Origin of the sequence: Pseudonocardia broussonetiae, assembly GCF_013155125.1 — a bacterium.
In the GTDB taxonomy this organism is placed as follows: domain Bacteria; phylum Actinomycetota; class Actinomycetes; order Mycobacteriales; family Pseudonocardiaceae; genus Pseudonocardia; species Pseudonocardia broussonetiae.
This window is the reverse complement of sequence record NZ_CP053564.1, coordinates 6,819,806-6,840,274: the sequence shown is the minus strand read 5'-3', so window position 1 is coordinate 6,840,274 and position 20,469 is coordinate 6,819,806. Positions and strand designations below refer to the sequence as shown.

General features: G+C 72.4%; 18 protein-coding genes. 6 read left to right on the top strand and 12 right to left on the bottom strand.

Features of this window, described 5'->3' with window-relative positions:
- Window positions 1–18 precede the first annotated feature (18 nt).
- From HOP40_RS32965 to HOP40_RS32955, 3 genes are read right to left on the bottom strand one after another with little or no spacing between them, the layout of a single operon-like run.
- A complete protein-coding gene (locus HOP40_RS32965; protein WP_275691323.1) occupies window positions 19–1,371 on the bottom strand; it encodes an MFS transporter in 1,353 nt (450 codons plus the stop codon).
- A gap of 48 nt (window positions 1,372–1,419) precedes the next feature.
- Window positions 1,420–2,400 (bottom strand): quinone oxidoreductase family protein, encoded by a 981-nt coding sequence (locus HOP40_RS32960; RefSeq protein ID WP_172166974.1) that lies wholly within the window; start codon window positions 2,398–2,400, stop codon window positions 1,420–1,422.
- Entirely contained in the window at window positions 2,397–2,924 is a 528-nt protein-coding gene (locus HOP40_RS32955; protein ID WP_172166971.1) for a VOC family protein, read from the bottom strand. The genes HOP40_RS32960 and HOP40_RS32955 overlap by 4 nt, the downstream gene beginning before the upstream one ends.
- A 335-nt stretch (window positions 2,925–3,259) precedes the next feature.
- Between HOP40_RS32955 and HOP40_RS32950 the strand changes: the two genes are divergently transcribed.
- On the top strand, window positions 3,260–4,231 hold the full coding sequence (locus HOP40_RS32950) for an NADPH:quinone reductase (RefSeq protein ID WP_205347009.1): 972 nt from the start codon (window positions 3,260–3,262) through the stop codon (window positions 4,229–4,231).
- A gap of 15 nt (window positions 4,232–4,246) precedes the next feature.
- On the opposite strand, the gene HOP40_RS32945 is transcribed toward HOP40_RS32950, so the two are convergent.
- The 3 genes from HOP40_RS32945 to HOP40_RS32935 form a co-directional block, all read right to left on the bottom strand.
- Complete coding sequence (locus HOP40_RS32945) at window positions 4,247–5,284, bottom strand: hypothetical protein (RefSeq protein ID WP_172166967.1); 1,038 nt, start codon at window positions 5,282–5,284, stop codon at window positions 4,247–4,249.
- 47 nt (window positions 5,285–5,331) lie between these two features.
- Window positions 5,332–6,780: a hypothetical protein gene (locus HOP40_RS32940; protein WP_172166965.1), complete on the bottom strand. Its 1,449-nt coding sequence runs from the start codon at window positions 6,778–6,780 to the stop codon at window positions 5,332–5,334.
- Window positions 6,781–6,871: 91 nt separating this feature from the next.
- Window positions 6,872–7,600 (bottom strand): TetR/AcrR family transcriptional regulator, encoded by a 729-nt coding sequence (locus HOP40_RS32935; RefSeq protein ID WP_172166963.1) that lies wholly within the window; start codon window positions 7,598–7,600, stop codon window positions 6,872–6,874.
- A gap of 80 nt (window positions 7,601–7,680) precedes the next feature.
- Here HOP40_RS32935 and HOP40_RS32930 point away from each other — a divergent pair, with 80 nt between their 5' ends.
- The 3 genes from HOP40_RS32930 to solA all read left to right on the top strand — a co-directional run bounded on the left by HOP40_RS32930 (window position 7,681) and on the right by solA (window position 12,571).
- A complete protein-coding gene (locus tag HOP40_RS32930; RefSeq protein WP_172166961.1) occupies window positions 7,681–9,132 on the top strand; it encodes an APC family permease in 1,452 nt (483 codons plus the stop codon).
- A gap of 20 nt (window positions 9,133–9,152) precedes the next feature.
- Window positions 9,153–11,366, top strand: a complete 2,214-nt coding sequence (locus HOP40_RS32925; RefSeq protein WP_172166959.1) for an aminotransferase class III-fold pyridoxal phosphate-dependent enzyme — start codon at window positions 9,153–9,155, stop codon at window positions 11,364–11,366.
- Between the two features lie 77 nt (window positions 11,367–11,443).
- Window positions 11,444–12,571, top strand: a complete 1,128-nt coding sequence (gene solA / locus HOP40_RS32920) for an N-methyl-L-tryptophan oxidase (RefSeq protein ID WP_172166957.1) — start codon at window positions 11,444–11,446, stop codon at window positions 12,569–12,571.
- A 34-nt stretch (window positions 12,572–12,605) separates the two neighbouring features.
- Here the strand turns inward: solA and HOP40_RS32915 are convergent, their stop codons facing one another.
- On the bottom strand, window positions 12,606–13,925 hold the full coding sequence (locus HOP40_RS32915) for a metal-dependent hydrolase family protein (RefSeq protein ID WP_205347008.1): 1,320 nt from the start codon (window positions 13,923–13,925) through the stop codon (window positions 12,606–12,608).
- A gap of 168 nt (window positions 13,926–14,093) precedes the next feature.
- On the opposite strand from HOP40_RS32915, the gene HOP40_RS32910 reads away from it, so the two are divergent.
- Together HOP40_RS32910 and HOP40_RS32905 are read left to right on the top strand one after the other, a co-directional pair.
- Window positions 14,094–14,654 (top strand): DUF1697 domain-containing protein, encoded by a 561-nt coding sequence (locus tag HOP40_RS32910; RefSeq protein ID WP_172166955.1) that lies wholly within the window; start codon window positions 14,094–14,096, stop codon window positions 14,652–14,654.
- Between the two features lie 143 nt (window positions 14,655–14,797).
- Window positions 14,798–15,757 carry a sensor histidine kinase gene (locus HOP40_RS32905; RefSeq protein ID WP_172166953.1) on the top strand — a complete coding sequence of 320 codons (960 nt, stop codon included), beginning with the start codon at window positions 14,798–14,800 and terminating at the stop codon, window positions 15,755–15,757.
- A 48-nt stretch (window positions 15,758–15,805) separates the two neighbouring features.
- On the opposite strand, the gene HOP40_RS32900 is transcribed toward HOP40_RS32905, so the two are convergent.
- The 5 genes from HOP40_RS32900 to HOP40_RS32880 are packed head-to-tail and all read right to left on the bottom strand — an operon-like array spanning window position 15,806 to window position 20,469.
- A complete protein-coding gene (locus tag HOP40_RS32900) occupies window positions 15,806–16,609 on the bottom strand; it encodes an IclR family transcriptional regulator (protein WP_275691322.1) in 804 nt (267 codons plus the stop codon).
- A 1-nt stretch (window position 16,610) separates the two neighbouring features.
- Window positions 16,611–16,937, bottom strand: a complete 327-nt coding sequence (locus tag HOP40_RS32895) for a cupin domain-containing protein (RefSeq protein WP_172166949.1) — start codon at window positions 16,935–16,937, stop codon at window positions 16,611–16,613.
- 31 nt (window positions 16,938–16,968) lie between these two features.
- Window positions 16,969–17,979: a PDR/VanB family oxidoreductase gene (locus HOP40_RS32890; protein WP_172166947.1), complete on the bottom strand. Its 1,011-nt coding sequence runs from the start codon at window positions 17,977–17,979 to the stop codon at window positions 16,969–16,971.
- Between the two features lie 10 nt (window positions 17,980–17,989).
- Entirely contained in the window at window positions 17,990–19,240 is a 1,251-nt protein-coding gene (locus HOP40_RS32885) for an aromatic ring-hydroxylating dioxygenase subunit alpha (RefSeq protein ID WP_172166945.1), read from the bottom strand.
- Between the two features lie 53 nt (window positions 19,241–19,293).
- Window positions 19,294–20,469, bottom strand: a complete 1,176-nt coding sequence (locus tag HOP40_RS32880) for a 4-hydroxybenzoate 3-monooxygenase (RefSeq protein ID WP_172166943.1) — start codon at window positions 20,467–20,469, stop codon at window positions 19,294–19,296.

The window sequence follows — 20,469 nt, the reverse complement described above, 5'->3', positions numbered from 1 at the left end:
GTACAGGTCGGCACGCCGTCACCGCTCCGCGTCGTCGGCCCCGACGGCGACGGGCTGACCCGTGCTGGCGGCCACTCCCGCCCGTGGCGTGCGCCGGACGAGCGCCGCGGCACACCAGCCGGACAGCAGGACGACCACCGAGAGGCCGATGCCGAGCAGCGTCGAGCCGTTCGGCAGCGTCGCGACCAGTGTGGCGGCGAAGGGTGTCAGACCGCCGACGACGACCCCGAGCTGCATGCCCAGTGACAGACCCGAGTAGCTGACCTTCGTGGCGAAGGCCTCGGCGAGCATCGCGGGATAGACGCCCGTGATGACGGCCCAGCCGATTCCGAACAGCAGCAGGTAGGCGGAGATCACGAGCACCGCGGAGCCGCTGCCGACCATGGGGAAGAAGAACAACGCGGTGACAGCGATGAACACCGCACCCGCGAGGTACGTGGGCAGTCTGCCGAAACGATCGGACAGGGCACCCGCGGCCGGAACGAGGGCGAGGTGCAGCACGCCGCTGAGGATGATCCCGAGGAGCGGCAGTGCGGCGGGCACCCCGTGCTCACGGGCGTAGGCGAGGCTGTAGACGACGGTGATGTACGACGCCACCGCCTGCCCTGCCTGCACGCCGCCGGCGAGCAGGATCTGGGACGGGTGGGTGCGGATGACCTCGCGGACCGGGGAGCGCGACACCTGATCGTTCGCCCTGCTCTTCTCGAAGTCCGGGGTCTCGGCCAGCCCGAACCTGATCAGGAGTCCGACGACGACCAGGACGCCGCCCGCCCAGAACGGGATACGCCAGCCCCACGTCTGCACCGCGACGGGATCCATGACGTTGTTGACCGCGAGGAACGCGAGGTTGCCGAGGACCAGGCCGGAGGAGACGCCCGCTCCGGGCAGTGACGCGAACAGCCCCCGGCGACCTTCGGCGGCGTGCTCGGAGACGAGGAGGATCGCGCCGGGTTGTTCGCCGCCGAAGGCGAACCCCTGCACGAGCCGGAGAACGACGAGCAGCACCGCGCCCCAGTAGCCGATCGAGTCGTGTCCGGGGAGGCACCCGATCAGCACCGTCGACACGCCCATCATGAGCATCGTCGTGACGAGGACGTTCTTCCGCCCCAGCCGGTCACCGAGGTGGCCGAAGACGATGCCGCCGAGCGGGCGGGCGAGGAAGCCGACGCCGAAGGTGGCGAAGGACGCCAGCACGCCCAGCGTCGGATCGGCGGAGGGGAAGAAGACGGGTCCGAAGACCAGGGCCGCGGCCAGCCCGTAGATGGCGAAGTCGTAGTACTCGAGCATCGTCCCCCCCAAGCTCGCGGCGGCCGCACGCCGCGTCTGCTTGAGAGAGTGGGAGGGGGATGTTCCCCGCTGGTCGGTGGTCATGGCCGTTCTCCTTGGTGCGAAGGGGGTGGAGGGCGCGGTCCGGACGTGCTAGCTCTCGGCGGCGACCCGGATGACGACCTTCCCGACGACGGTGCCGGTGGACAGGAGTCCTTGTGCCTCCTCGGTCTCCTCCCAGGGGACGACGCGCTCGATGACCGGACGGAGCTTCCCGAGGTCCAGATCCCGGACCTGCTGGTAGAGATCGCCCAGCTCGTCCCGGGTGCGGGTGCGGAACGTGACGCCGCGGAGGGTGAGCTGCTTCAGCGAGAACGCCTCCAGGTCCGCCGTCGCCTCGGCGCCGGCGGCCCGGCCGACGTTGACGATCCGCCCGCCGATCGCCGCCGCGGCGACGAGGTCGGGGAAGTAGCTGCCACCGACGTGGTCCACGGCGACGTCGGCGCCCGCCCCTGCGGTCGCGTCGAGCACGCGGTCCGCGTAGCCGCACCCCGCGCTGTGCAGGACGAGGTCGGCGCCCAAGCGGTGGAGGACGTCGTCCGCGCGGTCCGATCGCGCCACGGCGATGATCCGGCCGGCGCCGAGGTGCCGTGCGAGCTGCACCCCCTGCAGGCCCATGCCCGAGGTGGCCCCGGTGATGACGACGCTCTCGCCGCCACGGAGGCCGCCGGCCGCGGCCAGCGCGCTGCACTCCGTCAGCAGGCCGACGATCGCGGCCGCGCCCTCCTCGTCCGACCACGTCGACGGGACCGGGACGGTGAACCGCGCGTCGGTGACCACCTGCTCCGCCAGGCTGCTCGCCACCATGGCCATCACCCGGTCACCGACCCGTACGCCGGAGACACCCGCACCGACCTCGGTGACCACACCGGCGGCGTCCAGGCCCGCCACCCACGGAACGCCGTCCGCCGGGGGCGTGCCGTACCCGCCCTGGGGCACGAACTGGTCGGCGTAGTTGACCGAGACGGCGCGGACGGAGACCCGGACCTGGCCGTGGCCGAGCTCCGGCTCCGGGATCTCGCCGAGCGCGAGCACCGCGCCGTCGGCGTGGCGGTGGATCAGCACGGCCTTCACCGACGCGTCCCGTTCCGCGTCCCGGCGACCTCGGACAGCAGCGCCGCCATGTCGCGGACGGGCTCGGTGCCGTCCCAGCCCTCGGCGGCTTCGGCGATCGCGTCGAACAGAGCGCGCTTGTCGGCCCCCCGCTCGGAGATCTCGATGGCCGTGCCGTCGGCGGACCCCCGGTGGAAGTAGGCGAACCGGTTGTCGGGCCCACCGCGGAGCGACGTGCCGCGGTGGATCTCGAGGTACCCGCGCGCCAGTGCGGCCTCCACGCAGGCGTCGAAGTGCTCGGTCCAGAAGGCGACGTGGTGCAGGCCCTCGCCGAACTCGTCGACGAACGCGTGGAAGAACGACGGGGAGTCGTCGCGGAGTTCGATCAGCTCGATCTGCACGCCGCCCGACTGCGCCAGCGCGCCGTTGTCCTCCAGGTAGTAGAACGGCCCGACGCCCGGGCCCTCGATCCAGTGGTGCATGGCCGCGTGGATGTCCCTGACGATGTAGCCGAGTTGCCGGATCGGCCCGAAGGGATGGGTCATGGGTCTCCTCAGAATGGGTCGGATGATCGGGCGCACGAGTCGGTGGACGAGGGCCCTGCGGCCGTCCGGCCCGCGCCGCACCCGTGTCGGTGGACTCGCCGACGCTCACGCTCCTGCGGACCTCGTGAGCGCAGCGGTCCTGCTCGTCCGGTGCGACGGAGCGGTCCCGGTCGACGCGCAGGACGTGTGGCCGCTCGCTCGTCGCCACCCGGACATGTCGGATATGACGGTGCTCACTCTCGGCCACTCGGGCAGCGGGAGGTATGGCAGTGCGACCAACTCTGCCGCACCGGGGTTGTGCCGCTGTCCAACCAGGAACGAGCACCATGATGTGCGTGAGAGCAGCGATCTATCGGACCACCGGGCCGGCCCGGGACGTGCTGGAACTCGTCGAGCTGGAGGTGCCCGACCCCCGGGCGGGAGAGGTGCGCGTCGCGATATCGGCCTCCGGCGTCAACCCCACGGACTGGAAGGCCCGCGCCGGACTCACCGGCCGCACTCCCGACGACTTCCAGGTGCCCCATCACGACGGCGCCGGCCGGGTGGACGCCATCGGACCGGGGGTGACCGGGCTCGCCGTCGGTCAACGCGTGTGGCTCTACCTCGCCGCCGCCGACAACCGGTACGGCACGGCCGCGGAGTTCGCGGTGGTACCGGCGCACAAGGTGGTCCCGCTCCCCGACAACGCGTCGGACGAGCTCGGTGCCTGCCTCGGCGTGCCCGCGCTGACGGCGGCGTACTGCCTCGGTGGTGATCCCGGCGCGGTACGAGGGCGGACGGTCCTCGTCGCCGGCGGTGCGGGAGCCGTCGGGCACTTCGCCATCGAGTTGGCGAAGCACGCGGGGGCCCGTGTGGTCACCACGGTCAGCTCCGAGGAGAAGGCCGAGCTGGCGCGGGCCGCAGGAGCGGACCTCGTGCTGGACTACCGCCAGGAGGACGTCGCGGAACGCGTTCTGGCGTCCGTCGGACGTGTCGATCGGATCGTCGAGGTCGCGCTGGCGTCGAACATCGACATCGACGCCGCCGTCCTCGCGCCCGATGCCACGATCGCCGTGTACGCCGGGGAGTCCGAGCAGCCCAGGATCCCGATCCTGCAGCTGGCGATGGCGAACGCCTCGATCAAGTTCGCGCTGATGTACCGGGTGTCGCCGAGTGATTTCCAGCGGTTGTCGTCCTGGACGAACGCCGCCATCGAGGCGGATGCGTTGTCCGCGCTGCCCGTCGCCGACTACGACCTCGACGACGTGGTCGCCGCGCAGGTGGCCGTGGAGAAGGGCGCGATCGGGAAGGTGCTCGTCCGCCCCTGAGCGGTTGCGGTGGCGTCAGGTCGTGGTGACGAGCATGCGCACCATGCCGCGGCCGTCGGTCAGGCCGGTCAACGCCTTGCCGATGAGGGCGCCGAACGCCTGCTGGCGGTCGTCGACGCGCCGCGCGTGGCCCGGCGTCGTGGAGGTGGTGAGCAGATCACCGGGTCGGATCCGGCCCGCGTCCGCGTCGGCCATCACCCACACCTTGCCCATCATCGCGATGGGGGCGCCGCCGGGGTGCCGGTCGAGGACGAGGGCCGAGCGGACGCCGCCCGCCCCCGCGACCACTCCGGCGACGCGCGGGTCGTAGTCCTCCAGGCACGGCCGGACCCGGCCCTGGTCGTCGAGCACGACCACCATCCCGGGCGCGACCTCCACGTCGGCGACGGTCAGCTCCTCGGCGTAGTCGGCGCCCTCCAGGCGGAGGTCCCCGGTCACCACGACGTCGCCGCGGAAGTAGGCGGCCGGGCTGCCCTCGGCGTACATCCCCGGCCCGTCGGGGGTGAGGTGGAACGCGCTGACCGCCGCCTTGCCGGGGGCGCGCGTCACGCCCTTGACGCCGTCGCTGCGGTCCTTGCCGTCACCCCACACCCCGGCGGAGCCGGCCTCGACCGGGGCGTCGGACTCGCCGTAGACGCCGATCCAGACCCGCCCGACACCGACCACCCCGGTCCCACCGACCCCCCGCACGCCCACACCCCGGACGCTCTCGCCCAGCACTCCGGGCCCGCCGTCGCCGGTGTCGGCGAGGTGGAAGCCGGCGACGCCGGCCGCTCCCGGCGCCCGTGCGTGGCCCTTGACCCCGAAGGCGCCGCCTCTGCCCTCCGCCCAGACGGCGGCCGGGCCGTTCTCGGTCCCGTTCGACTCGCCGTACACGCCGACCCACGTCCGGCTGACTCCGGCCACACCGGTGCCGAGCGCCTCGCCCAGCACCCCCTGGCCGCCGGTGGAGCTCTCGCTCCTGCCGTAGACGCCCATCCACGTCGCGCTCTCGCCGTGGATCGCTGCGCCGTCCTGGATCCTGCTGACGACGGGCTCGGTGTACTCGGGCACGGGATTCCTCCGTAGGTCGGTGCGGGGGTTCGAGGGAACCGGAGGGATCAGGTGATGCCGCCGCGGATGTTCCCGTAGATGTAGCGGTCGAACAGCTCCGGCGCCTTCTTGGACCAGTCGGGGACCGGTCTGCCGTACTCGGAGTCGAGGAACTCCTTGTTCTTCGGGTCGAAGATCGAGGCGTACCAGGTGTCGACGATGGTCGCCTGCTGCTCGAGTCCGTGGTCCGCCCACGGGCGGTTCACGTCCGCGTCCGGCGTGTAGGTCGAGTTCGTGATGCCCTTGCAGAAGTAGGTGACCGCCGGCAGACGCCTGCCCTGCCAGGTGTGGGTCAGCTCGTGGACGAAGACCTGGCCGGGTGTGGCGTACCTCGAGCCCTGCGTCCGGTAGCCCCTGGGATCGTCGAACGCGGCCTGCCCGAGGTTGACGAAGAACACCCCGCCCGGGCCGGGCATGACGAACCGGCGGTCGCCCTTGCCGAGCATGTTGGTGAGGATGATCTGCTCGCGGGGAGGGAGGGTGTTGCCGAAGATCTTCGTCGCGAAGGTGTACTCCGCCTCGTCCAGCGGCCGGGTCTGGACGGCCAGCTCGGCCACGCCGCCCGCGACCACCGCCGGGACGATCATGCCCGGCCCGAACACCAGCAGCACACCGGCCGCGACCGTGATCCCCAGCGGCAGCCTGGGCAGGGGGAACGGCTCCTCGGTCGCCTCGGCGAGAGTCGAGGCGAGGGTGATCGCGGCGGCCAGGCCCGGGTAGACGACGGTCGCCAGCCCGACGAACTGGCCGATCTTCACCGCGACGTCGGCGACGGTGCCGAGCACACCGGACAGCTCGTACTCCTTGCGGACGACGAGCCGGGCGTCCTCCGCGACGCTCACCCAGTTCTGGCGCAGGCTCTCGCTCTGCCCGCTCTCGTTCCAGCTCCGGCTGCGGTCGCCGGGGGTGTCGGTCCCGAAGACGCGGCCCTCGTGGCGCGCCATCGGCAGGAACAGGTTCCCGGCACTCTCCACGGAGGCCGTCACCTGGTAGGCGAAAGAGGGGAAGCCCGTCGCGCGCATGCTGCCGAACGAGGTGTAGGTGCCGTCGCTGCGCAGCACCATCTCCGCCCGCCCGCCCAGCGCGGCCTCGGTGGTGATCACCTGGGCCAGCCGCAGCTCGGTCGGGATCGCCGTCAGCCTGCGGTGCAGCTCCCGCACCGACACCGGCCGTGACATCCCCAGGGCATCGGCCACCTCGCCCACGCGGACGACCTTCGGCCGCGCGTGGAGGTGGAACTTCCGCACCGCAGCCGACAGGGACCCCGCCGCGGTCCCGGGCGGCTGCGCCGGCACGGCCGGCCCGGCCCGCGCCGGACCGGTCCCGGCGGGAACCACCGAACCCAGGGCGGTGAGGCCTGCGGTGACCCCGACGGAACGCAGGAAGGTGCGGCGGTCGGTGGCGCGCGGCGCGCGGTCACCCGGCGGGCCCACCCACGGTGGCGACGCACCCTCCATCGGGACTCCCCGTGATGCCGTTCGACCTCGACGTCGTCGGGACGAACCCGCGAGAGGTTGACCGGAAGGCTCCTCGCCTGCTCAGAGCGTGTCAATACGCGCCAGGGGCGTCGGCACCCGCGTCGTCGGCGTCACCGAGCAGCCCACGGACGAGGTCGGCGAACGCCTCCAGCAGCTCGCCGGCTCGCTCGGGCCGGCGGGCGACCTCGGTGAGTGCTGCCCGGCTCGCGCCGACCAGGAGCCGGGCGAGGGCGTCGGGGTCCGCGGTGCTGCTGAGCTCGCCGGCGTCGCGGCAGCGGCCGAGCTCGGCGGAGATCAGCTGCCGGAATGTTCCCGAGGCGTGTCCTCGCACCGGATCCAGTGCGGCTTCGAGCGCTGGGTCGTCGATCGAGTAGAAGCGCCCGACGAGCGGGCGTGCCCCGATCTCCAGCAGCGCCCTGGCCAGGGCGGTCACCCGGTCCACGAGGCCCTCGCTCGCTCCCCACAGGGCGAGAGCGCGGTCGAGCAGCTCGGTGTTGATCTCGTCGTAGAGCTGGCGGAACAGCTCCTCGCGTCCGCTGGGGAAGTAGCTGTACACCGTCACCTTCGACGCGCCGGCCCGCGCCGCGATCGCCTCCACCGACGCCGAACCGAAGCCCTGCTCGGTGAAGATCTCCAGAGCCGCATCCAGCAGCGACCGTCGAGTCCGCAGCTTGTTGCGCTCGCGCAGTGACAGCGGTGCACGTCCTCGGTCGGCACCTGTCGCCACCGGCTCCCCCTCATCACCAGACGCAATCAGCCACGCTAACAAAGCCAAACTGTGAACGTCTTGTTTGATCAATGAACGGTATCGTACAGTCTTTCGGGTACGGGACCGCGAGCACCGCCGTCGGACCACGACCACTCTCCTAGGGGTTGGACATGACCACAGGACGTTCCGGCTCGAACCCGACCGCCGCTCCGGCGCCGACGCCGTCGGAGCCGCCCGCCGCCGGCGTGCTGGCCGCCGACAGGCTGGGTGTGGTGGCCATCGCGTTCTTCGTCGTCGCGGCCGCCGCGCCGATGGCCGCGGTGGTCGGCGCGAGCGGGGTTCTGTTCTCCGCGGTCGGCCCGGCCACCCCGCTCGTCTACGTGCTGGCGGCCCTGATGATCGCGCTGTTCGCGGTCGGCTACCTGCGGATGAGCCGGCACATCACCAATGCGGGGGGATTCGTCGCCTACATCGCGAAGGGCCTGGGCAACCGCTGGGCCAGCGGCGGAGCCGGGCTGGCGGTCCTCACCTACCTGACCCTGCAGGTCGGGCTCTGGTCGCAGTTCGGTGTCTTCACGCAGTCACTGGTCGCGGACCTCACCGGTCTGTCCCTGCCCCCGCTGGTGTGGATCCTCGTGGTCCTGGCCCTGGTCACACTGCTCACGGTCCGAGGTGTCGACGCCAGTGTGCGGCTGCTCGGCCTGCTCATCGTCGGCGAGACGGCCGTCGTCGCCGTGCTGGTGGTCGCGCTCGTCGCCCGGCACGGGTGGGGCGTCTTCAGCATCGGGGGGTTCACCGCCGAGAACCTCTTCAGTCCCGGCCTCGGGGTGGCGCTGCTGTTCGCGTTCCTCTGCTTCACCGCCTTCGAGGCCACCGTCGTGTTCTCCGAGGAGGCCCGCGACCCTCGCCGCACCATCCCGCGCGCCCTCTACCTGGTCATCGCGTTCGTCGGTGCGTTCTACGGCCTGTCGACCTGGGTCATCGGCGGGGCGATCGGGATCGATGCCGTCAGCGCGACCGCCACCGCCGACCCCGCCGGGTTCATCTTCACCCTCGCCGAGGGAGCCGGGGGACGCGGGCTCAGCCTGGCGATGCAGATCCTGGTCGTCACCAGCTTCGTCGCGATGCTGCTGGGGCTGTGCAACATGTTCTCCCGGTACCTCTTCGCGCTCGGACGCGCAGGCGCACTCCCGCGGCGGCTGTCAGGGACCACGTCCACGGGCAGCCCCCACGTGGCGGCGCTCGTCAACAGCGGTGCCGTCGCCGCCGTGATCACGGCGTTCCTGCTCGCCGGGGCCGATCCGATCGGGGTCGTCTTCGCCTGGTTCACCGCGCTCGGGACCGCCGCGTTCATCTCCGTCCTCATCCTCACCTCGCTCGCGATCGTGGTGTTCTTCGCTCGGCGGACCCCCGACGACGTCTGGGGCGAGATCGCCGCGCCGAGCCTGTCGATCCTGCTGCTCGCCTACGTCGGACACCTGACGCTCAGCAACTACACGCTGCTCAGTGGTTCCGACGGGGTGGCCGGATGGATGCTGCTCGCCGTCCCCGTGTTCCTCGTCGCCGGAGTGGTGCGCCACGCGACCGCGTCGTCCATCGATTACGCAGCCGAGATCTTCTGACTCGAGACGGAGGAAGCCCGATGACCATCAGTGCCGAAGAGGACGCCGCCGTCCGTCGCGTCTTCGAACCCGGTTCGGAGTGGACCGGACCCGACGCCGCCGTCGAGACCCTCTCCGGGGGCGCCGCGCACAAGAACTACCTCGTCCGCCTCGCCGGCCGGAAGCAGGTGGTGAAGATCTGGAACGGCTACTGGGAGGCGATGAACGTGCTGCCGCCCGCCGACGTCATCCTGGGCAACACGCTGTGCGCGTCCCGGATCGGCGTCGGCGCGACGGTGACCGCTGTCTGCCGGGAGTCCTCCGGCATCGCGTTGGAGTACCTCTGCGGGACCCGGCCGTCCCTCGCCGGTGATGCGGATGCGCTCGAGCACCTCGTGCCTGCCCTGCACACGCTGCACACCAGCGGGGAGCGGTTCGCGCAGGACCTGGACCCGTTCGTCCACGTCCGGACCCTGCTCGCCGCAGCCCGGGAACGCGACTACGTGCTCCCGATCGGGTTGCCGGTCGTCGAGGAGCACCTGGCGGAGATCGAGGAGGTGCTCGATCTGCGCCCGGCCGAGTTCGTGCCGTGCCACAACGACCTCTGGGACGCGAACGTGATCGTCGACGGGTCCGGCTACCGGCTCATCGACTGGGACCTCGCCGCCAACACCGATCCGGCCTACGAGCTGGGCTTCCTGGCCGCCTACAACGGCTTCGACCGGGACCGGACCCGGCAGCTGGCCAGCCGCTACCACGGCGCGGACGATCCGCACCACCTCGCGCGGGTGCGGCTGTTCATGATCGTCGCGCACTGGTCGAACAGCGCGCTCTGGATGATCGCCCAGGGCAACGCCGGCCCGAACGACGACGTCGACTACGAGGGTGAGCTGGTGCGGAGCTGGAACGGCGTGCTCGCCGAGCTCCTGGCGCCCGACCACCGGGCGAACCTCGCCCTCGCACGCAGGCCGGCGACCAGGACCACGGACCTGCTCCACCGCAGGCACACCACCCTGGGCGCGCGGTCACCGCTGTTCTACGACACGCCCCTCGAGGTCGTGTCGGGGTCGGGAGTGTGGGTGACCGACGTCGACGGACAGGTCTACCTGGACGGGTACAACAACGTCCCGCACGTCGGCCACGCCAACCCGGTCGTCGCCGCCGCGGTGTCCGAGCAGATGTCCCGGCTCAACCTGCACACGCGCTACCTCAACGACCGGGTCGTGGACTACGCCGAAGCCCTGCTCGCGACCTTCGACGCCCCCCTCGACCGGGTCTTCCTCACCAACAGCGGCTCGGAGTCCAACGACCTGGCCCTGCGCATCGCCCGCCAGCACACGGGCCGCACCGGTGTGCTGGTCTCGGGCTGGAGCTACCACGGCAACACCGGCCGGCTCGCCGAGCTCACCACCGGCCTGGCCACGGGGGAGGGGCTCGCTCCGTGGGTGCGGACCCTGCACATCCCCGACGCCACCGGCGTCGACGACGCGAGCGGCCTGCTCGAGGAGTCGCTGTCCGCGGTCGACACGGCCATCGCGTCGCTGGTCGAGGCGGGCCACGGGGTGGCCGCGGTGGTGTTCGACCCGCTGTTCTCCACCGAGGGCCTCGTCAGCCCACCGTCCGGGTACGTCGAAGGGCTCACCGCGCGCGTCCACGCCGCCGGCGGCCTCGTCCTCGCCGACGAGGTGCAGTCCGGCTTCGGCAGGACCGGCGGGCGGATGTGGGGCCACCGGATGTTCGACGTCCGGCCCGACCTGGTCGTCCTCGGCAAGCCGATGGGCAACGGCCACCCGTTGTCCGCCCTGGTCACCACCGCTCGGCTGCAGGACGGGTTCGGCGCGCGCAACGACTACTTCAACACGTTCGCGGGCAGCCCGGTCTCCGCCGCCGCCGGGATGGCCGTCCTCCAGGTCATGGCGGAGGAGGACCTGCTCGACCGTGCGGCGCAGCTGGGGCACTACGTCGCCGGGCGGCTGCACGAGATCGTGGCGGGCGACCCGCGGGTGGCCGCCGTGCGCGGACGAGGGCTCTACTTCGGGCTCGAGTTCGTCGACCCCGGCGACCCGACGGTTCCCGACGCCGCCGCCACGCGGTGGGTCGTGGAGGACATGCGTCGCCGCGGGGTCCTGATCAGCCGGATCGGACCCGCCGGCAACGTGCTGAAGATGCGGCCGCCGCTGGTCGTCACGCGGGGCGAGATCGACGTCCTGCTCGGCAGGCTCGCGTCCTCGCTCGCTGCCCTCTCCGACGCCTGACTCCCGCCCCGACCTCCCTCCACCCAGCCTCCTCCCGGCAACCGACGCCGGCAGGCGGAACGAAAGGAACCAGCACCATGCAGACCTACGACGTGATCGTCGTCGGCGCGGGAACGTGGGGTTCCGCGACGGCGTGGCACCTCGCCCGCCGAGGCGTGCGCGTGCTCGCGATCGACGCCCACACCCCACCGCACGAACACGGCTCCCACGGCGGACTCACCCGCCTGGCCCGGCAGTCCAACAGCACCGGCCCGCAGTACGTCCAGCTCACCGTCCGCGCGTTCGAGCTGTGGGACCAGCTCGCCGCGCGCACCGGGACCGAACTGATGACGGTCACCGGCAACGTCATGATCGGTGCACCGGGGTCGCCGTGGTTCGACAGCACGGTGGCGAGCCTGGAGTCGTCGCCGTTCGAGCACCGGGTCCTGCACGGCGCGCAGGCGCGGGCGGCGTTCCCGCGCCTGCGGATCGCCGACCACGAGCTGGCCGTCTTCGAGCCCGGGGCCCGCATCGCCCACGTCCCGGCGGCGCTGCGGGCCATGCAGCAGGTGGCGCGGGAGTCGGGAGCGGAGTTCCGCTTCGACGAGCCCGTCCTCGACTGGTCGTCCGACGCGTCGGGGGCGCGGGTCCGCACCGCGGAGGGCGAGTACGTCGCGGACCGCCTCGTCATGACCACGGGGGCGTTCTCCGCCCGGGTGCTGCACCTCGACCTGCCCGCCCGGGTCGACCGCCAGGTGCTGGTCAACTTCGCGATGCCGCCCGGCTCCACGCCGCTGCCCTCGATCTACGTGGCCGGACCGGCCGGATCCGCTGCAGCACCCGACTACGGGTGCATGGAGCCGGACGGCACCTGGAAGTTCAGCGTCGCGAGCAACAGCCACGAGATCGACCCCTCCGCGCTGAGCCAGGACGTCACGCCGTACGACGTCGCCGAGGTCACCGCGGTCGTGCGCGACCGGATCCCCGAGATCACCGGGCCGCCGGTGCGGTCCACCGTCTGCATGTGGACCGAGGCCGTCGACGGGCACTGGCTCCTCGGCCCGCACCCCGACAGCCCCCGCGTGGTCGTCGGTGCCGCCTGCAACGGCCGCGGGTTCCGCTACGCGCCCGCGATCGGGGAGATCCTCGCCGATCTGACCGAGGGCACCGCGCGTCCGGACGTCGAGGCGTTCGCACCGGCACGGTTCAGCCTCACCCCGTCCTGACCGCAGGCGGTGGGAGCCCGAGCCGGGGACGTCCTCACAGCGAGTCGAGTCGGGCGTCCAGCTCGGCGAACCGGGAGACCGACGGCCGGTCGAGGACCGTGCCCCGGGCGACGACCATCCGCGGGTCGACGAACGCCCGGAACCCGTCGAGCGGGTTCGCGTCGAGCACGACCAGGTCGGCGGCCTTGCCGGGCTCGACCGCGCCCGTCACGTCCTGCAGGCCCAGGATCTGCGCGTTGGTCCGGGTGGCGGCGTTCAGCGCCTGGGCCGGGGTGAACCCGCCGTAGCGCACCAGCATGTCCAGCTCGCGCCAGCTGTCGTAGTGGGTGACGTAGGTCAGCGCCGAGTCGGTGCCCATGCCGATGGCGATGCCGTGCCCGCGGGCGTCGCTGATGCCCTGCACCATCTCGCCGAAGATCATCTCCGCGTTGGCCCGGGAGATGTCGTTCACGCCGGTGACCTCCTGGTCGAGCTTCACCAGGGGCACGCACACCAGCAGCGTCGGGATGAGCGCGGAGGTGCCGGTGAGCGAGCGCGGGTTGTCCCGGAACAGGTCGAGGACCTCCGGCGTCAGCCGGGCCCCGTGCTCGATGGTGTCGACCCCCGCCCGCAGCGACGCCCGGATGCCGTCGGCGCTCTGGGCGTGCGCGGCCACACGGACACCGGCGTTGTGCGCCTCCTCGCAGATGGCCGCCATCTCCTGCTCGGACATCTCCGGGCGGCCGGCGTAGCCGATGGCGCGGGCGTCGGTGACGCCGGCGGTGGCCGAGATCTTGATCGCCCTCACCCCGCGCTGCAGGTTGCGGCGCGTGTTCCGCCGGGCGTCCCAGGGCGAGTCGCTGGTCAGTGCGATCTGCGGCGCACCGTGTCCCCCGGTGATGGCGAGCAGCGGCCCGGAGGCCAGCACGCGGGGGCCGACGTACTCACCCCTGTCGATCTCCTCGGCGACCTCGACGACCCCGTAGTCGGTGTCGCCGACGGTGCGGATGGTGGTGACACCGGAGTGCAGCTGGGTGAGCGCGTGGGCCTTCGCGCGCCGTTTGAACAGCCGCCGTCCGAGCGGGTTGCGGGCCAGCTTCGTGATGATCGCCGCGGTCGACTCGTTGAGCAGGATCGGTGGCACCGGCCGCCCGTCGGAGAACAGGTGGGCGTGCGCGTTGATCAGGCCGGGGAGGACGAAGTGCCCCGCCAGGTCGATCCGGCGGTAGTCGGCCGGGACGACCGTGTGCGCGGCGGGTCCGACCTGTTCGATCGTGCCGTCCGGTCCCACCACGATCGTCCGGTCGGGCGTCACGGTCCCGTCCGCGTCGCCGGTGACGAGCGTGACGTCGGTCAGAGCGAACGGGTTCGGCACGATCGGTCTCCTCGTGTGGACGATGCCCTCGCTCGTGCGGGTGCGTGCGACGTCGGAGCTGCTGCACGTCGGGCGAGGATCGTCCCACGTCCGCGGGGGGACCGGCCCGAACGCGTCCGGACGGCCGTGGGTGTCCCGTTCGCCGTGCACGGCTGGCAGGATGGGCCGGTGCCGACCCACGTCGCCCTGCTGCGCGGGATCAACGTCGGCAAGGGCAACCGGGTGGCCATGGCCGACCTGCGGGACGCGGTCGCGTCGCTGGGCCACACCGACGTGAAGACCTACATCAACAGCGGCAACGTCGTGTTCACCAGTGGCGAGCCCGACCCGGCCGTCGTGGCGGAGGCCCTCGAGGCCACGATCGCCGAGGCGCTCGGCCTGACCCTGACGGTGGTCGTGCTCACCCGGGCCGAGCTCGCCGTCGCCATCGAGAACAACCCCTACCCCGACGAGCCCGACCCGAAGAAGGTGCACGCCGTCTTCCGGTCGTCCGACGTGGACGACGACGACGTCGCCGCCCTGGCTGCCGCGCAGGAGCGGGCCGCGGCCAAGGGCAGCAGGGACACCGGAACCGTCCGCGGCCGGGTGCTCTACCTGCACCTGCCCGACGGCATGGGCCGCTCCGAGCTGGCCGTGCAGCTGGGCAAGCTGCCCAGGGGGAGCGACGGCGGCGGCACCGCCCGCAACTGGGCGACCGTGCGCAAGCTGGCGGCCATGCTCGACGCGTGAGCGGCGCGCGTGCCGGCGGGTGGGTGATCCGGGCGGCCGGTTGTGCAGCAGCGGGGCGGGGTACGGCAGTCGGTATGGGAGTGAGCAGCGGCATCGAGAACGGCCGTACCGCTTCCGCTCTCCACCCGGGGCACGCGGTCGCGGTGTACGAGTCGGGAGAGGACCTGCGTCGACGGGTGCTGCCCTACGTGCGGCAGGGGCTGGCCGCCGGCGATGCGGTGCAGGTGATCGCGTCGCGCGACACCGAGGCGTCCCTGGGCGCGGGGCTGGGCGCCGACGCCGACCGGGTCCGGTGGGGCGTGCCGGGCGTCACCTACCGGAGTCTGGGGCCGATGTTCGGCGGGTTGCGCGACTACCTCGCCCGGCAGGCTCGGGCGGGTCGCCGGGTGCGGCTCGTGGCGGAGGGCCCACCGATCGCCGACCCGGCGCGCGCGGGTGCGTACCTGCGGTTCGAGGCGGCCAGCAACGACGTGCTCGGCGCCTACGGCTTCCCGTGGGTCTGCCTGTACGACCGGCGCCGCCACAGCGGTTCCGTCCTCGAACAGGTCGAGCAGGTGCACCCGCACCTGCTCGACCCGGTGGGGGAACCGGCGAGCAGTGCGAGGTTCCGGGATCCCGACGACTTCCTGCGCGCGCACCCGGGCCTGCTGTCGCCGATCCCGGCGGCCGTGGACCTGGACCTGCGCCTGACGGCGGCGGACCAGCTCTCGGCGGCCCGGCGGGAGGCGGCGGCGGGCGCGTCCGCGCGGGGGCTGCCCGGTGAGGACGTCGACGACTTCGAACTGGCTGCGGGGGAGCTGCTGAGCAACGCGGTGCGTCACGGCCAACGGCCCTGCCGGTTGCGGCTGTGGGCGACGGACTCCCACGTCGTGGTCCGCGTCGACGACACCGGCCCGGGCGACGACCTGCCGACGAAGGGGTTCCGCCCACCCCGTCCGGCGCTGGGGCACCTCGGCGGGATGGGCATGTGGGTGATCCGGCAGGTGGCCGATGCCGTGCACGTGTGCACCAGCGCGGACGGGACCGCCGTCGAGGCCCAGTTCCACCGGCGCGGACCTGCGGCGGAGCAACCGCGGGCCGGCGAGCAACCGCACGTCGCATGACCGCGGTCGACGTGCGCACGTCGAGGACCGTCGCGGCACCGGAGCCGGTCAGGCCGGGTCCCCGCCCGCCGCGGACAGCCGGGCGGCCGGCTCGACCGGTACCGCCAGCTCCCGGGACAGCCAGGCGGCGGCGAGCGCCAGGGGCGTCCGCACGGACGGGACGTCCCGGCCGAGGTCACTGACCGCGACCTCGATCGCCGCCGTCCCGCTCCTGCTCGGGACGACGACGGGAGCGGCGACGGCCCGCCCGGTGGGGTCCAGCTCGCGGTCGCACAGGGCGAGGCCGGACATCCGCACCGTGCGCAGCAGCCACCGCAGGCGTTCCGGGCGGGTGATCGTCCCGGGGGTGTAGCGCCGCAGCTCCGAGCGCAGCACGGCCTCGAGCGTGCGGGTCGGGGCGACGGCGAGCAGCGCCTTGCCCAGCGCCGTGGCGTGCGCCGGCAGCCGGGCGGCGGGGGAGAGCCGGGTGACGGGCCGGTGCCGGGACGTCTTCTCCACGTACGACACCGCGGTCCCCTCGAGCACGCCGACGCGCACGGGCGACGCGGTGGCGCGGAACAGCTCCTCCATCACCGGCACGGCACGCTCGCGCAGGTCGAGGAGCGGGGCGGGCGGCCGCGCCGAGGCGACCGCGGCCAGGGGCGGGCCGGCCCCGTAGCGGCCGTCCTCGTCGCGCACCAGCACCTGCCAGCCCGCCAGCTCGGTGACCAGCCGGTGCACGGTGGACAGCGGCAGCCCGGACCGGGCGGCGATCTGGGTGAGGGTGCATCCCCCTTCCTCGGCCACGGCGAGCAGGATCGCCGCGATCTTGCTGATGACCGACCGACCCGGTTCCCTCGCCCCGCCCGCCACCTCAGGCCTCGGGCGTGGCCGGCGGGGCGAACACGACGAGGACCGAGAGGTCGTCGTCCACGTCGGTGAAGCGGTGGTCGGCCCCGCGGTCGACCGAGACGACCCGGCCGGGGCCCACCTCCACCCGTTCGCCCTCCACCTCCAGCACCGCCCGGCCCCCGAGCACGACGTAGACCTCGTCGGCGTCGTGCGGGTGCTGGGGGTCCTTGCCCCCGGTGGGGATGTGGTAGATCCCCATCGAGATGCCGGGGCGCCGGAGGAACTCCGCGTAGGACCGGGACCGGTCCGCCTGGAGCTGGTCGAGGTGGAAGTCCTGGTAGCTGCGCATGTCGTGTCCTCTCGTCGTCAGGGGCCGCTGGTCACGGAACGTCGATCGTCACGGCGGCCGGTCGGCCGTCGGTCCCGGCGAGGCCCGCGGTGCGCCCGCTGACCACGCGCGAGACGCAGCACTGCAGGCGGTCGCCCCCCTCGTGCTGGGCGTCGCTGAGGAAGACGTCGCGGTGGTCGATCGCCCCGTCGACCTCGAGCACCTTCACCTGGCAGAGCCCGCACTCGCCGCGGCGGCAGTCGTACATCAGGTCGGCGCCGCACGCCTCCAGCGCCTCGAGCATCGACACGTCGTGCGGCACGACCGTCTCCAGCCCGAGGCGGGGGATCCGCACCGTGAAGGGCTCGGGGGCGAAGCGGCCGCTGCTGCCGAAGGTCTCGAAGCGCAGCTCGGCGGGCCGCCTGCCGGCCTTCGCCCACGCCGCCTTGATCGCGTCGAGCATCGGCGTCGGGCCGCAGACGTAGAGCTCCCCTCCCGCCGGCACGCTCTTCACGAGCTCGGAGACGTCCAGGGAGCTGCCCTCGTCGTCGATGCGCAGCTCCATGCGGTCACCGTGCTCGGCCACCAGGTCGTCGACGAACGCCATGAGGTCGCGGGACCGGGCGCCGTAGACGAACCGGTAGTCCGCCCCCCTGGCCCTGAGCGCCCTGCCCATCGCGACCAGCGCCGTGATCCCGATGCCGCCCGCGGCCAGCACGTAGCCGGGCCTGCCGTAGTTCAGCGGGAAGTTCTGCAGCGGCTGCGTGATCGACACCTCCTGCCCGCGGCGCAGCGCGTGCATGAACGCCGAGCCGCCCCGGCTCTGCCTCGCGAGCTGCACGCCGAGGATGAGCTCGCTGCCGTAGGCGCCCATCCCGACCACGGAGTAGGACCGGACGTCGGCCCTGCCGTTGACGTAGACCCCGATGTCGATGTGGCTGCCCGGGGGCGCGGGCGCCTCCAGGTTCTCCGGTTCGAGCACGACCTGCCGGACGTTCTGCGCGACCGGGCAGACGTCGAGCACCCGCGCCCGGCCCCACCGCTTGTGGCTCGTGGCTCCCATCGCCGGCGCCCTACAGCCCGCGGCCCATCAGACCGGCGGCCGGTTGCTCCCGGTGCCGTGCGACCCCGCTCGCGACCTCGGCTCCCTGCCCGGTGCCCTCGTCGTCGTCCTGGGCCCCGTTGTTCGCCGCCCCGGTGACGGCGGACATCGCCGCCGCGGCGTCACCGGCGGTCCCGGCACCGTCGCGCTCGCCCTCGGCCCGGATCATGCGCTGGACGATGCGGCGGGTCCACATGCTGCCGGCGTCGATGTTGAGGTTGTAGAAGTCGTAGCCGGGGTTGGCCTCGATGCCGCGCTGCTGGGCCTCGAGCATGACCTCGTCCTCGAAGAAGACGTTGGACACGCCCTCGCGGAGCCGGGTCGTGATCACCTGCTTGTCCAGGCACCAGTCGCGGGCGAAGGCCCACAGGTAGAAGCAGGTGTGGGCGGTCTCCGGGGTCATCGTGTTGATGACGGTGCCGGTGACGCCCTGGCTGCGGTCGCCGTCGGGCGCCCCGGTGCCCGCCTTGGCCACCCCGACGTCGATCGCGACGGTCGCCGGGGCGGTGTAGCGGATGATCTGCCAGCGGTCGACGGGGCCGTCGTAGTCCGGGAAGCGGTCCTGCAGGTTGCGCTTCCAGAACGGCGGCGGGTCGATCCCGAGCATCCACTTCGTCACCGTCACGGTCTGCTCGGTGTGGGTGACCTCGAAGTCCGACTCCGACAGCGCGTCGTGCCCGATGCTCGACCCGTGCACGAACTGCTCGTGCGTGAGGTCCATCAGGTTGTCGATGATGAGCTGGTAGCTGCAGTTGACGTGGATCGTCCTCCCGTCACCGGCCCACTCCGGGTGGTCGTTCATGTACAGGTCGGGCACCAGGTCCGGGTCCGCGAGCGCCGGGTCGCCGGGCCAGACCCACACGTAGCGGTGCCGCTCGACGACCGGGTAGGAGTGCACGGTGGCGCTCGGGTTGATCGTCTCCTGGGCGGGCATGTAGGTCGCGCGACCGTCGGCGTCGTAGCAGATGCCGTGGTAGCCGCACATGATCTCGTCGTCGCCGCGCAGCCTGCCCATCGACAGCGGCGCCAGGCGGTGCCAGCACGCGTCGGCGAGCGCGACCGCGCGGCCGGCGGTGGTGCGGTAGAACACGATGGGGCGTTCGGCCACCGTCTTCGGCAGCAGGTTGCGGCCCACCTCGTGGTCCCAGGCCGCGGCGTACCACGCGTTCAGCGGGAAGTCGCGGAAGGTGGCGTGGCCGGTGCTCGGGTCGGGTCGCGACATCAGGTTCCTCCTCGCGGGCGAACGGGTGGGCCCGCCTCGTTCTCGGCCGGGAGTCAGGTCAGCGGGAGGCCGGTGTAGTTGTCGGCCAGGGTCTTCGCGGCGGTCGGTGACGTGGTGACGAGCTCCAGCTCGGCGATCTGGCGGCGCAGGTCGAAGTCGGAGGCGTCGGAGAAGCGGTGCAGCATGGAGGTCATCCAGAAGGAGAACCACTGCGCCCGCCAGACCCGCTGCAGCGCGGTCCGGGTGTAGGACTCCAGCAGGCCGGTGTCCTTGGTGTCGTAGTAGGCGCCGAGCGCCCGGTCGAGCACGTGGACGTCGGCCATCGCGAGGTTGAGCCCCTTGGCCCCCGTCGGCGGCACGGTGTGGGCCGCGTCGCCCGCCAGGAACAGGCGGCCGTACTGCATCGGCTCGCAGACGAAGCTGCGGAACTGCAGCACGTCCTTCTTGAAGATCCGGCCGGTGGTGAGCTGCGCCCCCGAGGGGGCCAGCCTGGCCTGGAACTCCTCCCAGATGCGGTCGTCGGACCAGTCGTCGACGACGGTGTCGGGATCGCACTGGAAGTACAGCCGCTGCACGCTCGGCGAGCGCGTCGAGACCAGCACGAACCCGCGCTCGGAGTGGGCGTAGATCAGCTCGTCCGACGACGGCGGCGCCTCGGCCAGGATCCCGAACCAGGCGAACGGGTACTGCCGGAAGAAGTCCGTGCGCACCGCCCCCTCCGGGATCAGGAAGCGGGTGGAGGTCCGGGAGCCGTCCGCGCCGATCACGAAGTCGCACTCCAGCGTCTCCTGCCGGCCCTCGTGGGTGAACCGGATGCGGGGCTGCTCGGACTCGACGTCCTCCACCTGCGTGTCCGAGACGCCGAACCGGACGTCGCCGCCGTCGGCCAGCCGCCGGGCGATGAGGTCGATGAGCACCTCGTGCTGGGCGTACACCGTCACCGACCGACCGCCGGTCAGCTCGTACATGTTGATCCGGTGCAGCCCGCCGGAGAACGCCAGGTTGATGCCGTGGTGGACGAAGCCGTCGCGCATCAGCCGGTCGCCCACGCCGGTGCGGCGCATCAGGTCGACGGTGCCCTGCTCCAGGATCCCCGCCTTGATGGTCTGCTCGATGCTCTCCCGGGTCTGCAGGTCGATCACGACCGACTCGACACCGCGCAGGTGCAGCAGGTGCGACAGCATCAGTCCGGCCGGGCCGGCTCCCACGATCCCCACCTGGGTGCGCAT

Bases quoted from the DNA above. Each gene is read 5' to 3' on its own strand.
- HOP40_RS32890 (WP_172166947.1), bottom strand. From the start codon at position 17,979: ATGGGAGCCACGAGCCACAAGCGGTGGGGCCGGGCGCGGGTGCTCGAC.
- HOP40_RS32880 (WP_172166943.1), bottom strand. From the start codon at position 20,469: ATGCGCACCCAGGTGGGGATCGTGGGAGCCGGCCCGGCCGGACTGATG.
- solA (WP_172166957.1), top strand. From the start codon at position 11,444: ATGCAGACCTACGACGTGATCGTCGTCGGCGCGGGAACGTGGGGTTCC.
- HOP40_RS32925 (WP_172166959.1), top strand. From the start codon at position 9,153: ATGACCATCAGTGCCGAAGAGGACGCCGCCGTCCGTCGCGTCTTCGAA.
- HOP40_RS32965 (WP_275691323.1), bottom strand. From the start codon at position 1,371: ATGACCACCGACCAGCGGGGAACATCCCCCTCCCACTCTCTCAAGCAG.
- HOP40_RS32885 (WP_172166945.1), bottom strand. From the start codon at position 19,240: ATGTCGCGACCCGACCCGAGCACCGGCCACGCCACCTTCCGCGACTTC.
- HOP40_RS32895 (WP_172166949.1), bottom strand. From the start codon at position 16,937: ATGCGCAGCTACCAGGACTTCCACCTCGACCAGCTCCAGGCGGACCGG.
- HOP40_RS32940 (WP_172166965.1), bottom strand. From the start codon at position 6,780: ATGGAGGGTGCGTCGCCACCGTGGGTGGGCCCGCCGGGTGACCGCGCG.
- HOP40_RS32955 (WP_172166971.1), bottom strand. From the start codon at position 2,924: ATGACCCATCCCTTCGGGCCGATCCGGCAACTCGGCTACATCGTCAGG.
- HOP40_RS32930 (WP_172166961.1), top strand. From the start codon at position 7,681: ATGACCACAGGACGTTCCGGCTCGAACCCGACCGCCGCTCCGGCGCCG.